Annotated in this window: 20 protein-coding genes; 13 read left to right on the plus strand and 7 right to left on the minus strand. The window is 53.5% G+C overall.

The features are described 5' to 3' along the window. Nucleotides 1-382 precede the first annotated feature (382 nt). From ACUN8H_RS17545 to ACUN8H_RS17570, 6 genes are all read right to left on the minus strand, one after another. Nucleotides 383-1,375 carry an adenosine deaminase gene (locus ACUN8H_RS17545; protein WP_445533335.1) on the minus strand — a complete coding sequence of 331 codons (993 nt, stop codon included), beginning with the start codon at nucleotides 1,373-1,375 and terminating at the stop codon, nucleotides 383-385. Nucleotides 1,376-1,421: 46 nt separating this feature from the next. Next, nucleotides 1,422-3,131 (minus strand): thiol reductant ABC exporter subunit CydC, encoded by a 1,710-nt coding sequence (gene cydC, locus ACUN8H_RS17550; RefSeq protein ID WP_445533336.1) that lies wholly within the window; start codon nucleotides 3,129-3,131, stop codon nucleotides 1,422-1,424. Continuing rightward, the gene (cydD, locus tag ACUN8H_RS17555) at nucleotides 3,128-4,801 is read right to left on the minus strand and encodes a thiol reductant ABC exporter subunit CydD (protein WP_445533337.1); all 1,674 of its coding nucleotides are present in this window, start codon (nucleotides 4,799-4,801) and stop codon (nucleotides 3,128-3,130) included. The genes cydC and cydD overlap by 4 nt, the downstream gene beginning before the upstream one ends. Before the next feature lie 4 nt (nucleotides 4,802-4,805). Beyond that, nucleotides 4,806-5,807, minus strand: a complete 1,002-nt coding sequence (cydB, locus tag ACUN8H_RS17560; RefSeq protein WP_445533338.1) for a cytochrome d ubiquinol oxidase subunit II — start codon at nucleotides 5,805-5,807, stop codon at nucleotides 4,806-4,808. Nucleotides 5,808-5,809: 2 nt separating this feature from the next. Next, nucleotides 5,810-7,225 (minus strand): cytochrome ubiquinol oxidase subunit I, encoded by a 1,416-nt coding sequence (locus ACUN8H_RS17565; RefSeq protein WP_445533339.1) that lies wholly within the window; start codon nucleotides 7,223-7,225, stop codon nucleotides 5,810-5,812. Nucleotides 7,226-7,458: 233 nt separating this feature from the next. Further along, entirely contained in the window at nucleotides 7,459-8,436 is a 978-nt protein-coding gene (locus ACUN8H_RS17570) for a calcium/sodium antiporter (RefSeq protein ID WP_445533340.1), read from the minus strand. Nucleotides 8,437-8,800: 364 nt separating this feature from the next. On the opposite strand from ACUN8H_RS17570, the gene ACUN8H_RS17575 reads away from it, so the two are divergent. From ACUN8H_RS17575 to ACUN8H_RS17615, 9 genes are all read left to right on the plus strand, one after another. After that, nucleotides 8,801-10,180: a PqiA/YebS family transporter subunit gene (locus tag ACUN8H_RS17575; protein WP_445533341.1), complete on the plus strand. Its 1,380-nt coding sequence runs from the start codon at nucleotides 8,801-8,803 to the stop codon at nucleotides 10,178-10,180. Continuing rightward, entirely contained in the window at nucleotides 10,173-11,873 is a 1,701-nt protein-coding gene (gene pqiB, locus ACUN8H_RS17580) for an intermembrane transport protein PqiB (protein ID WP_445533342.1), read from the plus strand. The genes ACUN8H_RS17575 and pqiB overlap by 8 nt, the downstream gene beginning before the upstream one ends. A 49-nt stretch (nucleotides 11,874-11,922) precedes the next feature. Further along, entirely contained in the window at nucleotides 11,923-12,507 is a 585-nt protein-coding gene (locus ACUN8H_RS17585) for a PqiC family protein (protein WP_445533343.1), read from the plus strand. Between the two features lie 65 nt (nucleotides 12,508-12,572). Further along, nucleotides 12,573-13,070, plus strand: a complete 498-nt coding sequence (locus ACUN8H_RS17590) for a hypothetical protein (protein WP_445533344.1) — start codon at nucleotides 12,573-12,575, stop codon at nucleotides 13,068-13,070. Nucleotides 13,071-13,348: 278 nt separating this feature from the next. Then, the gene (locus ACUN8H_RS17595; RefSeq protein ID WP_445533345.1) at nucleotides 13,349-14,605 is read left to right on the plus strand and encodes a DEAD/DEAH box helicase; all 1,257 of its coding nucleotides are present in this window, start codon (nucleotides 13,349-13,351) and stop codon (nucleotides 14,603-14,605) included. A gap of 105 nt (nucleotides 14,606-14,710) precedes the next feature. After that, on the plus strand, nucleotides 14,711-15,214 hold the full coding sequence (locus ACUN8H_RS17600; protein ID WP_008956259.1) for a hypothetical protein: 504 nt from the start codon (nucleotides 14,711-14,713) through the stop codon (nucleotides 15,212-15,214). A 25-nt stretch (nucleotides 15,215-15,239) separates the two neighbouring features. Further along, complete coding sequence (locus ACUN8H_RS17605) at nucleotides 15,240-16,451, plus strand: MFS transporter (RefSeq protein ID WP_445533346.1); 1,212 nt, start codon at nucleotides 15,240-15,242, stop codon at nucleotides 16,449-16,451. 36 nt (nucleotides 16,452-16,487) lie between these two features. Further along, nucleotides 16,488-17,558: an asparaginase gene (locus ACUN8H_RS17610; RefSeq protein ID WP_445533347.1), complete on the plus strand. Its 1,071-nt coding sequence runs from the start codon at nucleotides 16,488-16,490 to the stop codon at nucleotides 17,556-17,558. Between the two features lie 89 nt (nucleotides 17,559-17,647). Next, nucleotides 17,648-17,887: a DUF2789 domain-containing protein gene (locus tag ACUN8H_RS17615; protein WP_445533348.1), complete on the plus strand. Its 240-nt coding sequence runs from the start codon at nucleotides 17,648-17,650 to the stop codon at nucleotides 17,885-17,887. Nucleotides 17,888-17,936: 49 nt separating this feature from the next. On the opposite strand, the gene ACUN8H_RS17620 is transcribed toward ACUN8H_RS17615, so the two are convergent. Beyond that, nucleotides 17,937-18,353: an SRPBCC family protein gene (locus ACUN8H_RS17620; RefSeq protein WP_445533349.1), complete on the minus strand. Its 417-nt coding sequence runs from the start codon at nucleotides 18,351-18,353 to the stop codon at nucleotides 17,937-17,939. A gap of 208 nt (nucleotides 18,354-18,561) precedes the next feature. On the opposite strand from ACUN8H_RS17620, the gene queC reads away from it, so the two are divergent. The 4 genes from queC to ACUN8H_RS17640 are packed head-to-tail and all read left to right on the plus strand — an operon-like array spanning nucleotide 18,562 to nucleotide 21,071. After that, a complete protein-coding gene (queC, locus tag ACUN8H_RS17625; RefSeq protein WP_445533350.1) occupies nucleotides 18,562-19,269 on the plus strand; it encodes a 7-cyano-7-deazaguanine synthase QueC in 708 nt (235 codons plus the stop codon). Then, on the plus strand, nucleotides 19,269-19,949 hold the full coding sequence (gene queE / locus ACUN8H_RS17630; protein ID WP_445533351.1) for a 7-carboxy-7-deazaguanine synthase: 681 nt from the start codon (nucleotides 19,269-19,271) through the stop codon (nucleotides 19,947-19,949). Before queC ends, queE begins: the two co-directional genes overlap by 1 nt. Beyond that, entirely contained in the window at nucleotides 19,949-20,797 is an 849-nt protein-coding gene (locus tag ACUN8H_RS17635; RefSeq protein ID WP_445533352.1) for a 6-pyruvoyl trahydropterin synthase family protein, read from the plus strand. The genes queE and ACUN8H_RS17635 overlap by 1 nt, the downstream gene beginning before the upstream one ends. Then, nucleotides 20,790-21,071: a YkgJ family cysteine cluster protein gene (locus ACUN8H_RS17640; RefSeq protein ID WP_445533353.1), complete on the plus strand. Its 282-nt coding sequence runs from the start codon at nucleotides 20,790-20,792 to the stop codon at nucleotides 21,069-21,071. The genes ACUN8H_RS17635 and ACUN8H_RS17640 overlap by 8 nt, the downstream gene beginning before the upstream one ends. The last annotated feature ends 10 nt before the right edge of the window (nucleotides 21,072-21,081 follow it).

The following is a 21,081-nucleotide window of genomic DNA, read 5'->3' on the forward strand; positions in this document are numbered from 1 at the left end:
GCCGCCAGCGTTCAATCTGAGCCATGATCAAACTCTTCAGTTTAAGATCGATGTGGTTCTTGCCTGTCACCGAAGCAACAGAAGCGAACCAAACTTGGCTCAAGGTTCAAACGAATTCATTCAAAACCGATTTCAAAGAACGTATCTTTAAAACCTTATTCCTTGAGTCGCTTGCCTTGATATTGGGTGATTTGTCACCAACATCAGCAAGCGCCCACATGAATTACCTGATCAAATTGTTAAAGAGCTTGTCACCGAAGCCGTGCCCCGTTGACGTGTGCGTATACTACCCGAATATCCGCCCAGGTCAACAGCGATTTAACTATTTATGAGTAAAAACCTGGCACTGCGTGAGCATACTGCCGACACTTACTGCGCAGAATTACAGGGCAGCCAGACGATTTAATAGTTCGCCGCGACGCGTTTCGGTAATAAACGCTTCATCAATGGCATTACGCGTTATCTGCCGAAATACCGCTTCGTCCCAACCAAATGCTTCCGCACAGGCAGTGTGGTTGGTCAGCATGCCGCCACCAAAGTAGGCGGGGTCGTCTGAGCTAATCGTGACCTTTAGCCCTTTTTCCAGCAGCTTTGGGAGCGGATGGTCACGAAGCTCTTCCACCACTTTTAGGCTCACGTTAGACAGTGGGCAGACCGTTAAGACTATCTGTTCACTACGCAGACGTTCAACCACCTCAGCGTTTTCCAAACAACGTACGCCATGATCTATACGCTGCACTCCGAGCAAATCGAGAGCTTCTTTAATGTAGTCGGCAGGCCCTTCTTCCCCGGCATGCGCTACACGCACTAGCCCCAGTTGCTTAGCGCGCTGAAACACATCGACAAACTTTGCAGGTGGATTATTTTGTTCAGCACTATCCAAGCCGACAGCGTCGAGCAACTTCCAGTAGGGAGCGGCCTGCTCAAGCACGTGCAGCGCCTCCTCGGCAGGACGGTCTCGCAGAAAAGCCATGATCATGCCGATGGAAAGGTCAAGCGTATCCTCAGCCTCTTGTTTGGCCTTTAAGAGCCCGGTCATTACCACTTCCAGCGGCACACCACGCTGAAGATGCGCCTGAGGGTCAAAATGCATATCGATATGGACAACCCCCTCGCCGCGTGCACGTTTGAAATAGTCCATTGCCAGGTCGTAAAAGTCTTCTTCATGACGAAGAACATTCATGCCTTGGAAATAGAGATTCAGAAATCCTTTCAGATCGCTGAAATGATAAGCGTCCTTAGCTTCCTGCACAGTAGCGTAGGGCAGCTCAATCCCGTTACGCTGCGCCAGGACGAACATCAGCTCCGGCTCAAGCGAGCCCTCAATGTGCAAATGGAGCTCTACTTTTGGAAGGGCGCGTAAAAAATCGTGCATGAAGGGCTCCTTGCTGCCGTATCAATTAATCAGTGCCGCTCATTATTTAATCGTTAAGCCGACATTGGTTAAGTTTACCGGCATCAAGATGCCAGTGGTACTCGACACCAGGTAATAGCGAAAGCGAGCTGACCTGGTGAATAAAGAAAATAGCGGTTCTGTTGGCAAGCCACTGATCGAGAGAAACGGCTATGTGTCGGGCTGTTTTTAAATCAACACCCGCAAATGGCTCGTCAAGGACGACCACCTGGGGGTCGCTTAATAGCAAGCGCGCTAGCGCCAATCGTCTGGCTTGCCCTCCAGAAAGCTGCTGACCCTTCTCACCCACAGCTGTCGCCAAGCCTTGCGGCAGTTGCTCGGCCCAATTATCAAGCGCCACTGCGCCCAACACTTGCCAAAGCGTTGCATCGCTAGCGTCAGGATCGGCAATACGCAGGTTTTCAGCTAATGAGGCGTCAAACAGATCGACTTGCTGAGTAAGCATGGCCAAATGAACGGCACGACTGTCGGACGACAGTTGCCAGGGGGTTACATCACCCACCCTCACCTCGCCTTGAGTCGCTTTTAAGCGGCCCATCAACACACCGGCCAACGATGATTTACCGGCACCAGAATTGCCGGTAATGACTGCCCGCTTACCCGCTGGCAGCTTAAAATCAATATTACTTAACGCTGGCTGCAGCGTCTGTGCGTATTGCAGGGAAAGCTGGTGCGTGCAAATGGCAAAATTCGCGTTGCCTAGAAGCTCAGCGGTTGGCGTATGGACAACAGGCTCATCGGTCAGTTGATTTAGCCGACGAACCGCTGCATAGCTTGCGCCAAATTTCACAAAGCTAGCAGGCAATGCCAAAAAAGCCTCATTCATTCCCAAAGCAATCAGCACGGCCATTACTACGATGGGCGCTGTCACCATTTGCTGGCTAAACGCCACACTGCCGAGCCATAGCACCGCCACCACTAGCAATCCACTAACACTACTGACCAGGCAATTTAACAAGGCGGCCTTGCGCCCTAAACGCCGTTGATTGCTGAACGCCTGCTCTTCTTGGCTTGCAATCAACGCTCGATGCCAGCGTAAACTTTGATAGCTCATTAATTCCGCAGAGGCCTGCACTTGATCGACAACTAAACGCCGCAAGGATTGTTGATCCAAGACCTGCTGAAAGCTTTGCGAGAAACCCCAACCAGCCGCCAGCAGTGTCACTAGCAGCCAAAGCAAGCCTAGCGTTACCGCCATCAACAAGGCGACGCTAGGCAACCAGATCGCCACAAAAAGCGACACCGCCATCACGCCAAGCAAAGCGACCACCGGCGGCACCAGGATACGCAGATAAAAATTATCCAAGGTGTCGATGTCCGCGGTTAATCGGCTCAACCAATCGCTGGCTCGCTCACCGTGTAAGCGCGCATCGCTTAGTTGCGTTAAATAGCCGAACACGCGATAACGCAGATCGGCTAGCAGCGTTAACACCGTGTTGTGGTTATAAAGACGTTCTACATAACGCGCGACCGTGCGCACCAAGGCAAAAAAACGAATACCGCCACCGGGTACATAAACATCAAGACGCGCAGGGATCCCCGAGGCTAAGGCGATACCGGTTAGGGCGCTAGCGGTAATAAACCAACCCGATAGCCCCAACAGCGCGATGCCAGCCAGCAGCGTGACCCATACCAACAATGCGCCAAGCACGAAGCGCCGCCGACGCTGAATTAAAAGCAGCAGCCAAGGGCGGAAGTCTCGGTAAATAGGACTCATGCGAGCACCTCAACCAGCTTACCCTGCTCAAACGTAAAGTGTCGACGCGCAACAGCGATCACGGCATGATGATGAGTGGCAATGACGAGCGTGCGGCCTTCATGGGCAAGCTCAAGCAAAGCCTTTATCACAAACTGCTCTGTTTCGAGATCTAGTCTCGCCGTCGGCTCATCCAAGAGCAACAGCGGTGCTTGGCTAAGATAAATCCGCGCGAGGGCTAAGCGCTGCGCTTGCCCTCCCGACAAACCTACCCCGCGTTCACCGATTAAGGTCTCCAGCCCCTGAGGCAACTGAGCCAAAAGCGGCCCAAAACCTGCACGCTTCAGGGCGCCAATCATCTCTTCATGGGTAGCTGCTGGTGCCGCCAATCGCAGGTTATCGATTAAGCTGCCGTGCAAGAGGCAAGGCTGCTGATCTAACCAAGCATACTGATGATTTACTTGCCGACGACACTCTCCCGTGCTGGGCGCAACAAAACCCGCCAGCAGGGCCAGCAGGGTCGACTTACCGCTGCCCGATGCACCGCTAAGCGCCACTACTTCACCGCATAGAATCGTTAAGCTAATAGGCCCAATCACGTGGCCACGCGAGGCATAGGCAACGCTAGCATCCACTACTTCAATTGCCGATGACGCCGATAAAACGGTCAGATCGCTCTCTTTGGCCACCACTGCGGGCTGATTCAATATATTCACCACGCTTTCTGCAGCCCCTAGCGCCGCGGCACGATCATGGTAATGCTGAGACAGGGTTCGCAACGGCTGAAAAAACTCCGGCGCCAACAATAGTACGGTCAAGCCGGAAAAAAACGTTAGTGAAGATGACGGCCCGTACTCGATATAGCCCAGCAGCCCAAAGCCTACATACATAGCCACAACGGCGATCGCTACCGAGGAAAAAAACTCCAACACTGCTGAGGAGAGAAAGGCCAAACGAAGCGTACGCATACTCAGGCGGCGGTAGTGATCCGTGGCATACCAGACATCCTGCTGCGCCGTCTTCGTGCGGCCAAACAGTTGCAGCGTGGTCATTCCGCGTACCCGGTCAATAAAGTGGGCGGACAGCCTAGAGACGGCCACGAACTGGTCGCGATTAAGACGTTCAGCCCCCATACCGACCAGCGCCATAAAGAGCGGGATTAGCGGTGCAGAAAGCAGTAAAAAAAGCGCCACTAAATAGTCCAACCATCCCGCTACCGCCAATATCAATAGCGGCAAACAGAGCGTGATACGCAACTGTGGGTAAAAGCGCGCAAAATACCCTTCCAGCGCGTCAATATGCTCGACCACTTGGTTGGCTAAAGCACCACTGTGTTGGCTGGTTAACCAGACTGGCCCTAAAGCGGATAATTTATCCAGCAGCTGAGCACGGGCCCGCTGACGTATTCGAAGGCTTGCTTCCAGGCTCAAGGTTTCATGCCCCCACTGACAGGCAGCACGTAACAATACACAACCCGCCAGCAAGGCAAATATCGGCAGTAGTGAGGAAGGTGATTGGCCGTGCACGATCAATTGGTCAATAAGCCAGGCAAGGCCAACTAATAGGATGATCGTTTGGCTGCCTGCCAGCACGCCAAAAAGCGCAGAACCTAGCAGGCGTTTGCGCTCCCCCTTAGCGAGTGCTTTCAACCAATCACGCGACGTCAGGGAGAGCGGCTCTTCAGTTACCATGTGATTAGTGATATCCCTCGCCTACACGCACCTTGCCGCGGAACACCCAGTACGTCCAGGAGGTATACGCCAGGATAATAGGAATAACGAACAGCATACCAATCAATAGGAAGAGCTGGGACTCAGGTGCTGAGGCAGCATCCCACAACGTATAGTCCGGCGGTACGATCACTGGCCATTTACTGACAATCAAGCCTAGATAGGTAAACAGATAAATACCGATAGTCGCGATAAAAGGGATACCTTCGTCACGACGCTTAACCGAACGATACACCATAAATGCTGAAAGCAATGCCAGCGCAGGGAATATCCAAATCAGCTGCAGATTACCAAACCAACGATCCCAGACCAGCGGATTAACAAAGGGTGTCCATATGCTGATAATCGCGAATACAACCAGCACCAGCGCCAATAGTAGCGGCGTTATCTTATAGGCCCAATCTTGAATATGCCCTTCTGTTTTAAGTATTAGCCAAGTGGCGCCCAGTAGCGCGTAACCTGCCATTAAACCAAGGCCGGTCAGGACAGAGAACGGCGTCAGCCAATCAAATGCCCCCCCCACGTACGCAAAATTTTCAACAGGGAAGCCTTGAATGTATGCCCCTACTACAGCCCCTTGCGCAAAGGCAGCGATCGCTGACCCCCAGCAAAAAGCGCGATTCCACCAATGCCGATTACGGCGCGATTTAAAGCGAAGCTCGAAAGCAACGCCCCGGAAAATCAAGCCTGCGAGCATCAAGAAAACGCCAATGTACAACGCGGGCAAAAATACCGAATAGACCAACGGAAATGCACCGAGTAAACCCGCCCCACTTAGTACGAGCCACGTTTCATTACCATCCCATATCGGCGCCACCGTGTTCATCATGACATCGCGGGCATCTTCATCAGGGGCAAAGGGGTAAAGAATACCCAGCCCCAAATCAAACCCGTCCATGAGCACGTACATCATAATGCCGAAGCCGATAATAAAGGCCCATATCAACGTTAAATCAAACATTTCCATGTTTAGCTCCTCACCGGTTCTACGTCATCATCAAAAGGGGTATGGGCAGCCGACATCGGCCGCATCGGACGCTTGAAGTTGTCATCGGTCGTCGCGTCCTGCTCCTCGGGTAACATACCGTTGCGCACGACCCTGGTGAGGTAATAAACCCCGGCGTAAAACACCACACCGTAGACGAGGACGTAACCAATTAACGTGAATAACGCCATGGGCCCTGTCAACGAAGGCGTTAGTCCCTCTTCGTGGGTCATCATGCCGTAAACCAACCATGGCGACCGACCAGACTCAGTAACGATCCACCCCGCCAACACAGCCACAAAAGGCATCGCGATCATGCCAGTGAGGGTTTTTAAAAACAGACGCTGCTCATAGACACGCCCCTTACGACGCAAAATCAGACCTGTGAACGCTACCGCGATCATTAATAAACCAATGCCCACCATTACCCGGAATGCCCAGAACACAATAATAACGGGCGGCTGTTCTTCCGGTGGCGCTTCACTAATACCCGGAATCTCACCGTCGATTGAGTGGGTAAGAATAAGGCTTGCCAGGTTAGGTACGCCGAGCGCCAAGCGATTGGTCTGTGCCTCCTGATCAGGAATAGCGAAGAGTAGCAATGGCACATTGGTGGATGTTTCCCAATGGCCTTCCATAGCAGCAACCTTCGTCGGTTGATGCTCTAACGTATTCAACCCATGAAAATCGCCAATGACCGCTTGTGTAGGAGCTAAAAAAAGCAGCAACCAAAGGCACATCGACAGCGCACGGCGATTGGCCTCTGGATCGCGATCACGCAACAAAAACCAGGCACTAACACCCGCAACCACAAAGCCACCCGTTAAGAAGGAAGCAACCGCCATATGCATAAATCGATAAGGGAATGACGGGTTAAAAATCGCCTCTCGCCATGAGGTAACGTGGAAACGAAAGTCGACAAGCTCCACGCCAGCCGGTGTGTGTAACCAACTGTTGGCGGAGAGAATCCAAAATGCCGAAATAAACGTCCCTATCGCCACCATAATGGAGGCAAAGAGATGCACACCTTGAGGCACCTTACCGCGGCCAAATAAAAGCACGCCTAAAAATGCAGCTTCCAAGAAGAATGCTGTTACTACCTCGTAACTCAACATAGGGCCAAGGAAGTTCGAGGATGCTTGGGAGAAATTGCTCCAGTTAGTACCAAACTGAAACGACATCACAATGCCGGAAACGACCCCCATCCCAAAGACAACGGCAAACACCTTTGTCCAGAAAAGTGAAAGACGGTCCCAAGCAGGATTATTGGTCTTGAAGAATAGGCCATGAAGCAGCGCAATGTAGGACGCCAGCCCAATAGTAAATACGGGGAAGATCGCGTGAAACGACACAACGAATGCAAATTGCAATCGCGATAATACGAGCGGATCAAGTTCCATTTTACTCTCCTAAGACCTGAATCGGTATCCCATCAATGGGTTAACACAAGCTTAGTTGAGCCTTTATGGCCATGCATTTTTAGTTATAAGCACTAAGCTTATTTCTTAACTATGTTAATTTTTAACTGACGATTATTAATAGCGTCATCATACCTTGCCAGCCCAACGCCTAAGATGAGTCTCATTGACGCACCATGCCCCATAGCGTTGGGCTATCAGGGATAACCCAAGCGCTAACGAGACATAATGACCACGCTGACCATATAGCCGGTGTAAGCGATAAACAGCGCCAACAATACGCCGCCTTCGAGACGATTAATGCGCCTCGGGCGCCCACGCCAGGAGAAGGCGAATAGAATCATCAATAGGGTCATGGCTGTCATGACGCTCCAATCACGCACCAGCACTTCCCGACCTGACTCAATAGGCGCAATTACACCGGCAAGGCCAACAACGGCAAGGCTGTTAAATAAATTAGAGCCGACTACATTGCCCAATACCATGTCATGCTCTTTACGACGCAGCGCACTGATAGAAGAAGCAAGCTCTGGCAACGAGGTGCCAATGGCAACCACGGTCAAACCAATAATCAAGTCGCTCACACCGAAGCGCACTGCAATTTCAACCGCACCCCACACCAATAAACGCGAACTAGCAATGAGAAGCACCAGCCCCACGAGCGTCCACATCACGGACTTACCTCGTGACATCGGCTTGCTATCCAGAGTCTCAGCCACTTCCGCTACCAGCGGATCGTCAGCCTGATTACGCGAGCGAACGATACTCACCACGATAAAAGCCACCAAGGCCAATAACAGACAAACAGCTTCCCAACGTGCTACAAAACCATCCAGCAACATCAAACCTGTTGCCAGCATGACGAGCATGAGTAGCGGCATTTCTTTACGAATAACGCTTGAATGCACGGCCAACGGTGCAATAAGCGCGACCAAGCCAAGAATCAAACCAATATTGGCAATATTGGAGCCGTAAGCATTACCCACCGCCAAACCGGGATTACCCTCTATGGCCGCCAGCACCGACACCATCATTTCCGGCGCCGACGTACCAAAGCCAATGACAAGCATGCCAATCAACAAGGGGGATAGCCCAAGCCAACGAGACGTTGCTGCAGCGCCGTCAATAAACTTTTCAGCACTCCAAACCAATAAGATCAATCCAAACACAACCGCTAATGTGGGAAGCAACATTTCCTTTCCTTCATAACATGATGATCGGCACGACTTTCAAAATTTTGTATTTTAGCGCTACGTCATAGCAGTGACAGTAAGCTGCTTTTACCAGCAATGTTGACTAACACATTGCGACCTCTTGCTGGAGAGCTATCCTGCAGGAAGCAAACAGTGTTTTCATTAAACATCACTGCTCACCGTTGCGCCGCAGCATCGTTGTCTAAACTGACGCTACGGTCAAGCGGCTTACCGGAGTTTTCGAGCATTATTTCAGCCACATAGGCTTGCTTTAATGCTCAATTACCAGCTTAATTCGCCACATCCTAGTAGTTTAGCTAGGGATTCGCACTGAGAGTTTTGGTTTTTGCCACCACAAAAATTAATGAAACGCCCCACATTACCGGTTAACACCCCACTCGTTGACCGCTCGCCGCCTGAGGTAAGAACTCAGAGACGGCGCCTGCGTGCTTGCCATGAGTGTGACTGGGTCTCAGCCCTACCACCACTGAGTTCTGGTGAGAAAGCCAGTTGCCCACGCTGCTCGCATGTTTTAGTGAATCGTCATCGCTATCCAGCGCAGCGCAGTATGGCACTGGCCATCGCCTCGTTAATCGCGCTGATCGTCGCAGTGTCTTTCCCGTTTATAAGCTTCACGGTTAGCGGGGTTAGTAACCGCATTGAATTGACTCAAACGGCAACCACACTGATTGGCTTTCATCAGCCTCTTGTCGCCATCGCCATCATCATGACCATTGTGGTGTTGCCTGCGGTTTACTTAATTGGCGTACTCTGGCTTCAATTTGGTCTACTGCGCGATGATCCACTACCCTTTAGCCGCGATATTGCCCGCACATTAGCGCACCTAACGCCGTGGATGATGGCGGATGTGTTTATTATTGGCGCGCTGGTAAGTCTGATAAAAATAGCGGGATTAGCCGACGTCGAACTAGGCATTTCCTTTTGGGCGTTTTGTGCCTTTGCGTTTTTACTACTGCTGACAACGCAGTCGATCGATGCTGACTGGATGTGGTTTTCACTAGAGGGAGAGCCCTTGGCGCCCGACGGAACGCAAACGGGGCTGCCAGCCTCTGGCCAAGGATTAACCGGCTGCCCAACATGCGGACTTATTAATCGCCTCTCGCCCAACGGCCGGGGGTATTGTGTGCGCTGCCATGAAAAACTTCATCAACGTTTACCTAATAGCCTGCAGCGCACTTGGGCACTGCTGGGCGCATCGGCGATTATGTATATCCCTGCCAATGTGTACCCTATTATGACGACCACCAGCTTGGGCAACTCCTCACCCTCGACCATTATAGGGGGCGTGGTTCAACTCATTCAGATGGGCTCCTGGCCTATTGCCGCCATTATTTTTATCGCCAGCGTTATCGTTCCCGTGGGCAAGCTAATGGCCTTAACCTGGCTATGCCTGGTAGTGAGACGAAGCAGTGAGATGAATGCGCAAAGTCGCACGCGGCTTTATCGCTTAACGGAATTCATCGGCCGCTGGTCGATGGTGGATGTTTTTGTGGTCGCCATTTTAGTAGCGTTGATCCGAGCGGGCTCATTAATGTCGATTACACCGGGGCCCGCGGCACTCGCTTTTGGCTCAGTCGTGGTGTTAACCATGTTGGCAGCGATGACCTTCGACCCGCGCTTGATATGGGATCCCTCTTCCCCACGTCGACGCTCTCTTCCAAACGCTCTTCGCAACCCTATTCTCCGCCGTAAAACGGCCACCAAGGAACCTGTTGATGGCTAATGAAACAACACCGCCGACTGATGACCAATCAAGCACAGAAGCAAGCAACGAACAGGACTTGAGCAAGGCGAAGACTTCGCGCCAAACGCGCCTGTCGCCTATTTGGGTGGTCCCTATCGTGGCTATTGCCATCGGTCTATGGCTGGTTTACGACAACTACACCAGCCGTGGCACCGAAGTAACGCTCACCATGGACAATGCTGAAGGTATCGAAGCAGGCAATACACTGATCCGCAGCCGCAATGTCGAGATTGGCCGGGTGCAGAGTGTACGTCTTTCCGACGACCTCTCTCATGCGGTGTTAACCGCACGCATCCAGCCGGAAGTCGAAGACATGCTGCGTGAAGACAGTCGCTTCTGGGTGGTCAAACCACGCATAGGGCGTGAAGGGATCAGTGGCTTGGGCACTGTGCTCTCGGGTGCTTATATTCAGCTTGAGCCCGGCACTGAAGAAGCGCCCAGACGCGAGTTCCCGGTGAGTGATATTCCCCCCGTCGCCCCTGCAGGCCAAGCAGGGTTACGGCTTAGCCTGACCAGTCAGTTGGGAAATTCCCTGCGTGTAGGCGACCCTGTCTCTTACCAGGGTTACACCGTTGGGCGTATCGAAGAGAATAGCTTTGAGCCAGAATCACGCACTATGCAGCACCAAGTGTTCATTGAAGAACCGTATACCGATTTAGTGACCGACAGCACACGCTTCTGGACCTCCAGTGGCGTGGATTTTCGCTTAGGCGCAGATGGCGTGCGCGTCAACGTGGAATCCATTGAAGCACTACTGGGTGGCGGCGTTACGTTTGGCGTGCCCGAAGACCTGCCCATGGGGCAACCCGTCGAGGCCAACACGCGCTTCACGCTTTATGCCGACGAGGACGCGGCACGTGAAGGCACTTTCAATCGTTACTTGGAGTATGTACTGCTGGTCGATGAAACGGTTCGCGGACTCTCAAAAGGAGCCCCGGTGGAGTTTCGTGGCGTGCGCATGGGCACCGTTGCTGCTGTCCCTTGGAATTTCACTGCTCCCCAGCCCGACTCGCGCGCACGCTTTGCCATCCCCGTGCTGATTAGGATAGAGCCGCAACGCTTGGGCATTGAAAATAGCGACATTAATCTCGATGAGTGGGAAGCGCGTTTTGAGCGCATGTTTGGGCTTGGACTGCGCGCGTCACTGAAAAGTGGCAGCCTGCTGACGGGCGCACTGTTTGTTGACTTAAATTTTCAGCGCGACCTTGCCGACGAGTATGTCGCCGAGCGATTCTCTGAGCGCACCGTATTTCCAACGGTGGCTGGAGGGTTTGCGCAGATACAGGCACAAGTCACCGACCTACTTGAGAAGCTGAATGGGCTAGAGGTTGAGCCGTTATTGACAGGCCTTGATCGCAACTTGCAAGCATCGGAAAGCGTGCTCAATGAAGTACGTGAGGTAAGCGCTTCGATTAATCAACTGCTCAATGATCCTGAAACTCGCGCCATTGGTGGCAATTTAAATGGCACGCTGGAAGAGCTACGCAGCACACTTCAGGGATTATCACCCTCTTCGCCCGCCTATCAGGAACTGACAACGGCAATCGAACGATTGGATCGTTTAATGCGTGATTTGCAACCGCTTACGCGCACACTGAACGATAATCCACGGGCGCTGCTATTCGATAACCTGGATGCTCAAGACCCCATTCCCCGTGCACCACGAGACTAAGGAGCCCACTATGTTGATTAGAAAGAAGACGCAGGCAGGGAGACGCAGGGTGACATGGATCAAGGGAACGCTGCTATTAACGCTTTGCGCTATGGTGACAGCATGCGCCAGTAGCGTTTCACCGCCTGCGCGCTATATGCTGCCAAGCGATTCGATCAGTAGCCCGGCCACCCAACCAGAGGGTACGCTCGTGGTCAGTGACCCACGACTGGCGCATTACCTGGATGTGGATGGCATCGTGATGCAGCTAGACGACATTACGCTCAATGCGGCGCGCGAACACCAGTGGGCAGAAGGATTAGACCGGCAGTTAGAGCGTCGAATGCTGGCTAATTTATCTCACGCCTTACCCACGCTCCGAGTAATGCGCGCGGAAAGCGAACCCACGGATGCATTGACCTTACGCCTCACCATTGATCAATTCCAAGGCCGTTTCGATGGGGTAGCTGTCGCGAGTGGCCAGTGGCAGTTAGTCGATAGCGCGGGTGAACTGATGGTAATGGAAAACTTTCATGCTGAAACAATGCTTGAAGCAGATGGCTACCCAGCACTCGTCCGCGCTCTAAGTAAAAGCTGGGATCAAGCCGCTGAGACAATCGCCAGTGAAATAAGCCAAGGCAATTATTTTTATTAATTCAAGGCTTTCTAAGGGCAGCTTGCTGAACTACTTTTACTATCAGCCATTTCAGGGACGTTCTTATGACAGATCAACCGAACAACACGAAAGAACTGCCCGCCGAGCAGCTGCGCGATGCCGTCAATGCGCTAATGCACACAGTGACTACCCTTTTGGAAGGTGAAGCGTCGCTCGCCACCCTTGAAACGGCCCTAAAAAGTCACGATGCGCTACTCGATCAGTTAGCCATTCACTCACTTGACGCGTCAACGCTAGCGGCGCTTGAACGTATCGAACAATTTATTACTCAGCATGCGGGCCTCTACTATCAAAGCGCTATCGCGAAGCTCGATAACAAACAAAGCAATCGCTTTATATCGCTCTTTGCGCGACGCCTACTCGCCCTTGAGGGGCTGGGGCCAGCTACCGCGCATCAGCTTTTTCAGTTAGGAATTTATACACCTGAACAATTTTTCATGTTAACGCCGGGTGAAGTAGCCCAGCTTCAACTACCACCGGCCACTCTAGCCCGATTGATCCCCCTGCATGCTCAACACCCTACGCTGACACGAGCCAGCTAAACAGGCTGGCATCCTATATTCGTGTTACACTGCTCGGCTAATTACTGATACGTAAGCTTCCTGATGTGCCCGTGCATATCGGTCTCAGTGCTTTTTAGCGCTGTTGTCTTCACGTCTCCTGTCACGGTCATCCACGGCTAACTAACGACCATCGCGGCATGTTGAGATATCTGGCACACTTCGCTGCCGCGAAGGTCAATCAACCTCGCTTTTTGAACATTACATCTAGTGAACAACCACTTATCGGTATTAACTCACTAGGTGACTGCGGAGAACGCATGAGCTTTTCTGAACTTGGCCTGCACGCCGATTTATTGCGCGCTGTTACAGCGCAAGGTTATACCGTCCCGACCCCGATACAGCGACAAGCTATCCCCGTCGTGCTAGAAGGACGTGACATGTTGGCCAGCGCCCAAACCGGCACCGGTAAAACGGCTGGTTTTACACTTCCCATGCTGCAACGCTTAAACACAGGCAAGCGACCGGGCAAACGTCAGGTTCGCGCCTTGGTATTGACACCGACCCGTGAACTCGCCGCCCAAGTAGGCGAAAGCGTCACCACCTATGGCCAACATTTAGCATTGCGCTCGCACATTATCTTTGGCGGTGTCGGCCAACAGCCGCAAATCGATGCACTAAAAGCCGGTTTAGATGTATTGGTGGCGACGCCAGGGCGCCTGCTTGATTTGCATCAGCAGGGCCATGTGGATCTCTCGTCCGTTGAGATTCTAGTGTTGGACGAAGCTGATCGCATGCTCGATATGGGTTTCATCCATGATATCAAGCGCCTTCTGCGCCTGGTGCCCAAAAAGCGTCAAAACCTGCTGTTTTCGGCAACCTTCTCAAATGAGATCCAAACGCTAGCTCAACAGTTGCTCGATAACCCAGCAATGATTGAAGTAGCTCCGCGTAACACGACCGCAGAGAAGATCGAACAGGCTATTTACCGCGTAGACCGCGAGAAAAAGCGCGAGCTACTCGCTCACTTAATTCAGCAACATGGCTGGTTTCAAGTGCTGGTATTTACCCGTACCAAGCATGGCGCCAATCGCCTTGCCGAACAGCTAAGCAAGCAAGACATTCCTTCGATGGCGATCCATGGCAACAAGAGCCAAGGGGCGCGTACGCGCGCACTAACTGCGTTCAAGAGTGGCGACCTGCAGGTACTGGTAGCTACCGATATCGCCGCCCGTGGGCTGGACATCAACGAGCTGCCCCATGTGGTCAACTTTGACCTACCCAACGTTGCAGAAGATTATGTACACCGCATTGGGCGTACCGGGCGGGCGGGTAGCAATGGCGAAGCCGTCTCGCTGGTGTGTGTCGATGAAGATGGTCTGCTAGGCAATATTGAGCGACTGATCAAACAGACCCTCCCCAAGCATATAGAGCCCGGTTTTGAGCCGGACCCGAGCATAAAACCTGAGCCCATCGAGAATGGCCGTCGCAATCAGCGCCAGCCTCGCGCCAAGCGTAAGCCCGAAGGCCAGGGCGCTAATACCGGCGGCGAGCGCAAACGTCGCGCCCGGCGCTAGCCTGGTATACAGGAATATGCGAAGGTGTCGCCTTTGCATATTCCCACCTTTATCGAGCAGTTATTTTTAGCCGTTAGGCATGAACAAATTATTCATGGAGTGATTATGGCGTCTTCTCAACTTATGGCCGATTACCGCCAATGGCTGACGTTTCAGCGTCAAGAGCAGCTCAGCCGCGAACATCAAGGAATTGTGCAGCGCTTAGAGGATGCACGAGCCTCAGCGAATCAAGTCTCCCAGGCTTATCGCAGCATGGCTGAAAAGGCGTCTGTTGAAGGCGCTTGTTACCGCACGATCTTTTTACGCCAGCGCGATGATAACCATGCACTGCCCTGCGAAGGCTGGCTATTTGTGCGTCGCGTACTGAGTGAAGGTAACAGTACCCGTGTGCGTGTCACCTTACTTGAAACGTTTACTCTGGAAGACGGCATTATGGCCCCAGGCGATAAACCTGCACGCAAGCTCACGTTAGAAATATTTGACCAGCTGCTGATGGATAAAGGCATGCGCACTAATGTCAGGGTAGATAGCCTGGACTCCTCACAGGATTATCATTTCATCACGCTACTCGATGCTGTTCGCGGAGACTTGCGCCCTCACCTTAAATAAATGTTGGCGTGAAATAAGCATCGATATGGCATCCCATCGTCCAGTTACCTTTATTCTGTTAATGGTCGTGGTAGGGCTAAATTTACGCCCCGCCATGTCCTCAGTTGCCCCATTACTGACGCGCTTACAAGAGAGCGCAGGCCTCTCAGCCACCGCTGCGGGGCTACTGACCACACTTCCCGTGCTTTTTTTAGGGCTATCTGCCCCGTTAGCCCCAGCACTGGCAAAGCGCCTAGGCAGTGAAAGAGCGTTGAGCGCGGCATTGATACTTCTCGCCGCAGGCCTTGCCGTACGAGGCTTACCGCTGCCTGGCGTGCTCTTCGTCGGCTCGGCCATGGCAGGCTGCGCAATTGGCATCAGTGGTACCCTGCTTCCCGCGCTGGTGAAACGTGAATTGCCTCAGAGCGCCGACCTACTCACCGGCCTATATACCATGGCACTCTGCCTTGGAGGCGCCTTAGGCGCTGGGCTGAGTGTGCCGCTAACGCAGTGGCTGGGCAGTTGGCAGGCCAGCTTAATGAGCTGGGCGCTGCTAGCGCTGTTTGCACTTGTTTTATGGCATTTTCAAATGCCCCGCACCATCCTACCCAACACGCCTAATTTGCCCAAAAGTGGTCTTTTACGCCTGCTGAAGCAGCCGCTTACTTGGCACGTTATGCTGTTTATGGGGATTCAGTCCTCCATGGCGTATATCGTGTTTGGTTGGTTACCCACACTGTTGGTTGACCGCGGCTATAACGAGGCCGACGCAGGCTGGACAATGGCGGTGTCGATTATGTGCCAGCTCGCCTCTGCACTGGGCGCTCCTTGGCTGGCACGCCTGGGTCGAGATCAGCGTCCCGCGCTACTGTTGGTGCTATTGAGTACCGGCGTTGGTCTGTGGATGCTACTCATCGCACCGTTGATGTGGAAATGGCCAGGCGCCGCCCTGCTCGGCATCGGCCAAGGCGGAAGCTTTAGCTTGGCGCTGAGCCTGCTCGTACTTCGCACTGCTACTTCGCGCCTTGCCGGGCAACTTTCTGGCTTGGTGCAGGGCGGCGGGTATACCTTAGCCGCGCTAGGGCCTTTCGGCGTGGGGATAATGCTGCAAACCGGTGCCAGCACGTCACATATCGCCTGGCTGTTAATTGCGTTGATCATCGTATGCGGTGGCTTTGCATTGCTGGCTGGGCGTAATCGATATCTTGACGACCAGAGCGGCAAACTGGTGGTAGAGCGCGTCAAACACGCTTATTGATTAACAGGTAGCGTAAAAATACTCCAGGAGATGGTTATGTCCCCCTACTCCCCATTAGCAAGCAGCCTCGCTCCCCAGGAGCGCATCTTGGTGATTTACACTGGGGGAACCATTGGCATGCAACAGCATGCTAATGGCCTGGCACCCGGTGGCGATTTTGCCGCTCGAATGGCTGCTGCGTTTACTCAGTTGCCGCTTACTCACCAGCAGGCACTGCCAGCTTATGACGTGGTTAGTTACGCGACCTTAATTGATTCGAGCGCCGCCACGCCGCTTACCTGGCAGCAGATAGCCCGCGATGTCAGCCGTCAATTATCGTCCTATACAGGCTTTGTCATCGTTCACGGCACGGATACCTTAAGCTGGACGGCTGCCAGTCTGGCATATCAACTGCAGGGACTTGACCGCCCTGTGATAGTGACGGGCGCCATGCAACCATTGGAAACGCCCGACGGTGACGCGTTAGATAATCTGCATGGCGCACTTCAGTTCGCTGCAAAACCAGCGCTACAGGAAGTGGCCGTTTACTTTGCCGGGCAGCTGTTCCGGGGTGCCCGCGCCACTAAACAGCACAGCGAAGCGATCGATGCTTTCGCGAGCCCCAACTACCCTTTACTCGGCGAACGAGTGGGTAATGACTTCGTCTATTACCCCAGCCGAGGGCTCGGCGTGCAACAACGGGGGGCGCCGCGTTTCGAACTGCCCGACTACCGCTTAGTCAACCAAGGAGAAGTGGTTCGCATCATCCTGTGGCCGGGCATAACAGCGTGGCAGTTGGAGGCTTGGCTGGGTGATTCACGAGTGAAAGGTGCCTTACTTCAGCTTTGGGGAGCTGGCAATCTTCCCGCCGACCCCAGCTTGCTTAACGTTCTCGCTAGCGCCAGCGGTGAAGGCAAACTGCTTGCTGCCATCAGCCAGTGTCCGCAGGGCAGTGTCCACCTGGGCGCTTATGCGGCCGGCCACGGCCTCAGCGATGCGGGCGTTCTGGAAGGCGATGCGATGACTCCCGAAGCTGCATTCACCAAACTGGTGCATTTACTTGCCCAGCCGCTCTCACTAGAGGATCAGCGTCAGCGCTTTTTAACGCCGCTTGTCGGCGAACGTTAACCTGCCAGCTGACAGGCAGTGCTGGCATCCCTTGAAATTCAAGCTATGGTTTAGATAGTCAACTTAACCGATTGAAGGAACAGCCGATTATGGAAAAACCAGTGCATCATTTCAGCGAACTGTTTGAGCAGCTTGGCCTCGCGTCTGACGCGGATTCCATTGAGCGCTTCATTGAGCGTAATGCGCCGTTGCCGGAGTCAATGCCGTTGGCAGAAGCGCCTTGTTGGAACGAAGGCCAAGCGGCATTTCTAAAAGAAGCGGTGGATGAAGATGCCGATTGGGCCGAAGTTGTGGATCATCTTGACGCTTCAATGCACAAGCCCCACTAACCTCGGCAGCCACCCGTTGGGTTGGGGTGCGCCGTTAAAAAGCGGCGCCCTAACCGTTCAAACGCGCTTCAACGCGGTCAAGAATTTGCCGGCTGACTTTTCCTACCAGCGGCTTGGCCGCTTTATTGACGGCCTTTTCCATTAAGCGGTTGCGAATTTCATAGCTTAGTGTCAGCGCCACTTCCGTCCCTTCCGGGACTTCACGAAGACGGTATCGCCCCTGGTTTTTAACGCCATCCAACGATTCCCAGGCAAGCACATGAGGCGGTTCAATGTCGGTGACCATCACATCAAACGCCCAATCCATGCCGACTGCACGCACGTGCCATCGATAGCGGTTCTCGCCCAAAATATCGATGGAGCGAATTAGATCTGAGTACTCTGCAAAATCCTCGACGCGGCGAAGTAGCTCAAACACATTTTCAGGGGGAGCGTGAACAATCTCACTGTGTTCAATGGTAGCCATTGGTTGCCCTCTAACAGCGTGGATGATTAGCGTAGCATGTTGATATTAATGCTGCCCGCCAATGCCGTGATTACCACAATACGCGCAAGCGCTGGTCAGATTAATGGCTATTGCGTAAACTGCCGTCCTTCCGGACCGGACCCCGGAATGCCGCACCAGCGAAATGCTGCTCGCGATTAATAAATTCTCCGACAACGAGTATCTTCTGATGTCATCAAACTCCCCAGTGGCAACCGACAATGCCACGACTGTCGTTATCTATTCCGGTGGAATGGACTCTTACACCGTGCTTCACCGCGCGCTGCGTGAAGGGCTTACCGTGCATGCGCTTTCCTTCGATTATGGCCAACGCCATACCCGCGAACTCGATACGGCGCGTCAGGTCTGTTCCACGCTTGGTGTGCCCCATCAAGTAGTGGATATTCGCGCCATACACGGTCTCATCGATAATTCGGCACTAACTAATTCAGAACAGCCCATGCCGCAGGCCGATTACGCTGCTGATAATTTACGCGCCACAGTGGTGCCTAATCGTAATATGATTTTACTCTCTCTGGCGATTGCCAAAGCGGTTAATATTGGCGCCGGGCGCGTCGACTACGGTGCTCACGGCGGCGATCACGTGCTATATCCAGACTGCCGCCCCGAGTTCGTCGAAGCAATGAATCATGTGGCAGGTATCGCCAACTTTGAACCCGTCACGCTACACGCCCCTTACCTCTCCTCGAGCAAGGCCGACATTCTACGAGAAGGCCTGGCGATGGGCTTGGACTACCGTCACACCTGGACGTGTTACCAAGGCAGAGAGCTTGCCTGTGGGGTTTGCGGTAGCTGCCGCGAGCGGCTGGAAGCCTTTGCCGCGAACGATGTCACTGACCCATTAGCGTATGACCCTGATCCCGCTGGAGAACGCTGATGTACCATGTTAAAGAAGCGTTTTACACCCTGCAAGGAGAAGGCGCGCAAGCCGGTAGAGCGAGCGTGTTCTGCCGTTTTAGCGGCTGCAACCTATGGTCGGGCCGCGAAGCGGATCGGGCAACCGCTAAGTGCACCTTTTGCGATACCGACTTTATTGGCACCGACGGCGTCAACGGTGGGAAATTTGCTAGCGCTGATGCCCTTGCGGCGCACATTGCCGCCTTGTGGCCGAACCATGGCAGCGCTTTACAACCCAACACAATCTCACAGACGACCTCTCAAGCAACGCCCTATGTGGTGTTTACCGGTGGCGAGCCGCTGCTGCAGCTTGACGCGGCATTGATTGCCGCGCTGCACCGGCATGGTTTTGAGGTGGCGGTCGAAACCAACGGCACGCTTGCCCCGCCGCTTGGCATCGACTGGCTCTGTGTTAGCCCCAAGGGCAATAACTCGCTGACGATCACGCAGGGCGATGAGTTAAAGCTGGTTTTCCCCCAAGCCGATGCTCCACCAGAACAGTTTTCAAGCTTGGATTTTAGCCACTTCTTTTTACAGCCGATGGACCTTGCCCCGCTAAACCTAGAAAAGACCACCGTCGCTGAAGCAACCGCCTACTGCATGGCCAACCCGCAATGGCGTCTTTCGCTGCAAATGCACAAATTAGCAGGTTTTGATTAATGGCTTTATTCGTTAAACAACTGACACATATCGACGTCTCTCTTTGGTGTTCCCAGCGTGGCTTGGTCGGCTGTAGCTGGCAGGTAGACGCAGTACTGGAGGGCGAGCTGGGTGAAGATGGCATGCTGTTCGATTTTGGTGAGGTGAAGCCGTGGATCAAGCGCACCCTGGACGGTGGGCTCGACCATACCCTGCTGGTGCCTACGAATGCCCCTGGCATCAGTGTCTCCGATTGTCCTGAAGGCGTGTGTATTAAGACCACGCTGCCCTATCCGATGGAAGTACGCGGTCCCAAAGAAGCCTTTACGCTACTGCCCTGGCACGAGATAACGCTTGATCAGATCGCGGAGCATTTAAGTCAGCAACTCACCGAGCAGCGCCCTACCAATGTTCATCAAGTCACATTGACGCTAAGTGATGAGTCTGAAGACGGTGCGGCCTATGGCTATAGCCATGGCTTGAAACGACATGCCGGTAACTGCCAGCGCATTGCTCATGGCCATCGGTCACGGCTGGCCATTTGGCAGCAAGGAAAACAGCAACCGCAGTTGGAACAGCTGTGGGCTAGCTGGCTGGATAATCGCTACCTGCTTGAGGAAGCCGACATTGCGACAAGCGATAACGACTTCCTCACCTGTCGCTATCGCGCCGCTCAGGGTGATTTCTCGATTACCTTACCCCAGTCACTCTGCGCCGTTCTACCTGGGCCTACCACGGTGGAAAATATCGCCGCATGGCTGGCAAAACAAGTGGCCACGCAAAGCGGGCACGCCACGCGCGTTCAAGCATTTGAAGGCATCAACAAAGGCGCTATGGCTGAGTTTTCACCCAGTGTGGTCTATGAGTGAAGCGTGTCGTGCCGGGTGTGGCGCCTGCTGCATCGCGCCCTCCATCAGCTCGGCCATCCCCGGCATGCCAGACGGCAAGCCGGCGGGTGTTCGCTGTGTGCAACTGGATGAGCACAACCTGTGCCGCCTGTTTGGCGACCCAAGCCGCCCCCAGGTGTGCGAACGGTTTAACTTTGATGCCAGCGTATGTCGCGATCACCGCGACGAGGCGCTCGCGACACTGACTTGGCTAGAAGAGGACACGCGTTCAAAAACGCGCGTCCTCTTTTACTGACTAGCAGCGT

The organism is Vreelandella sp. V005, assembly GCF_052645115.1.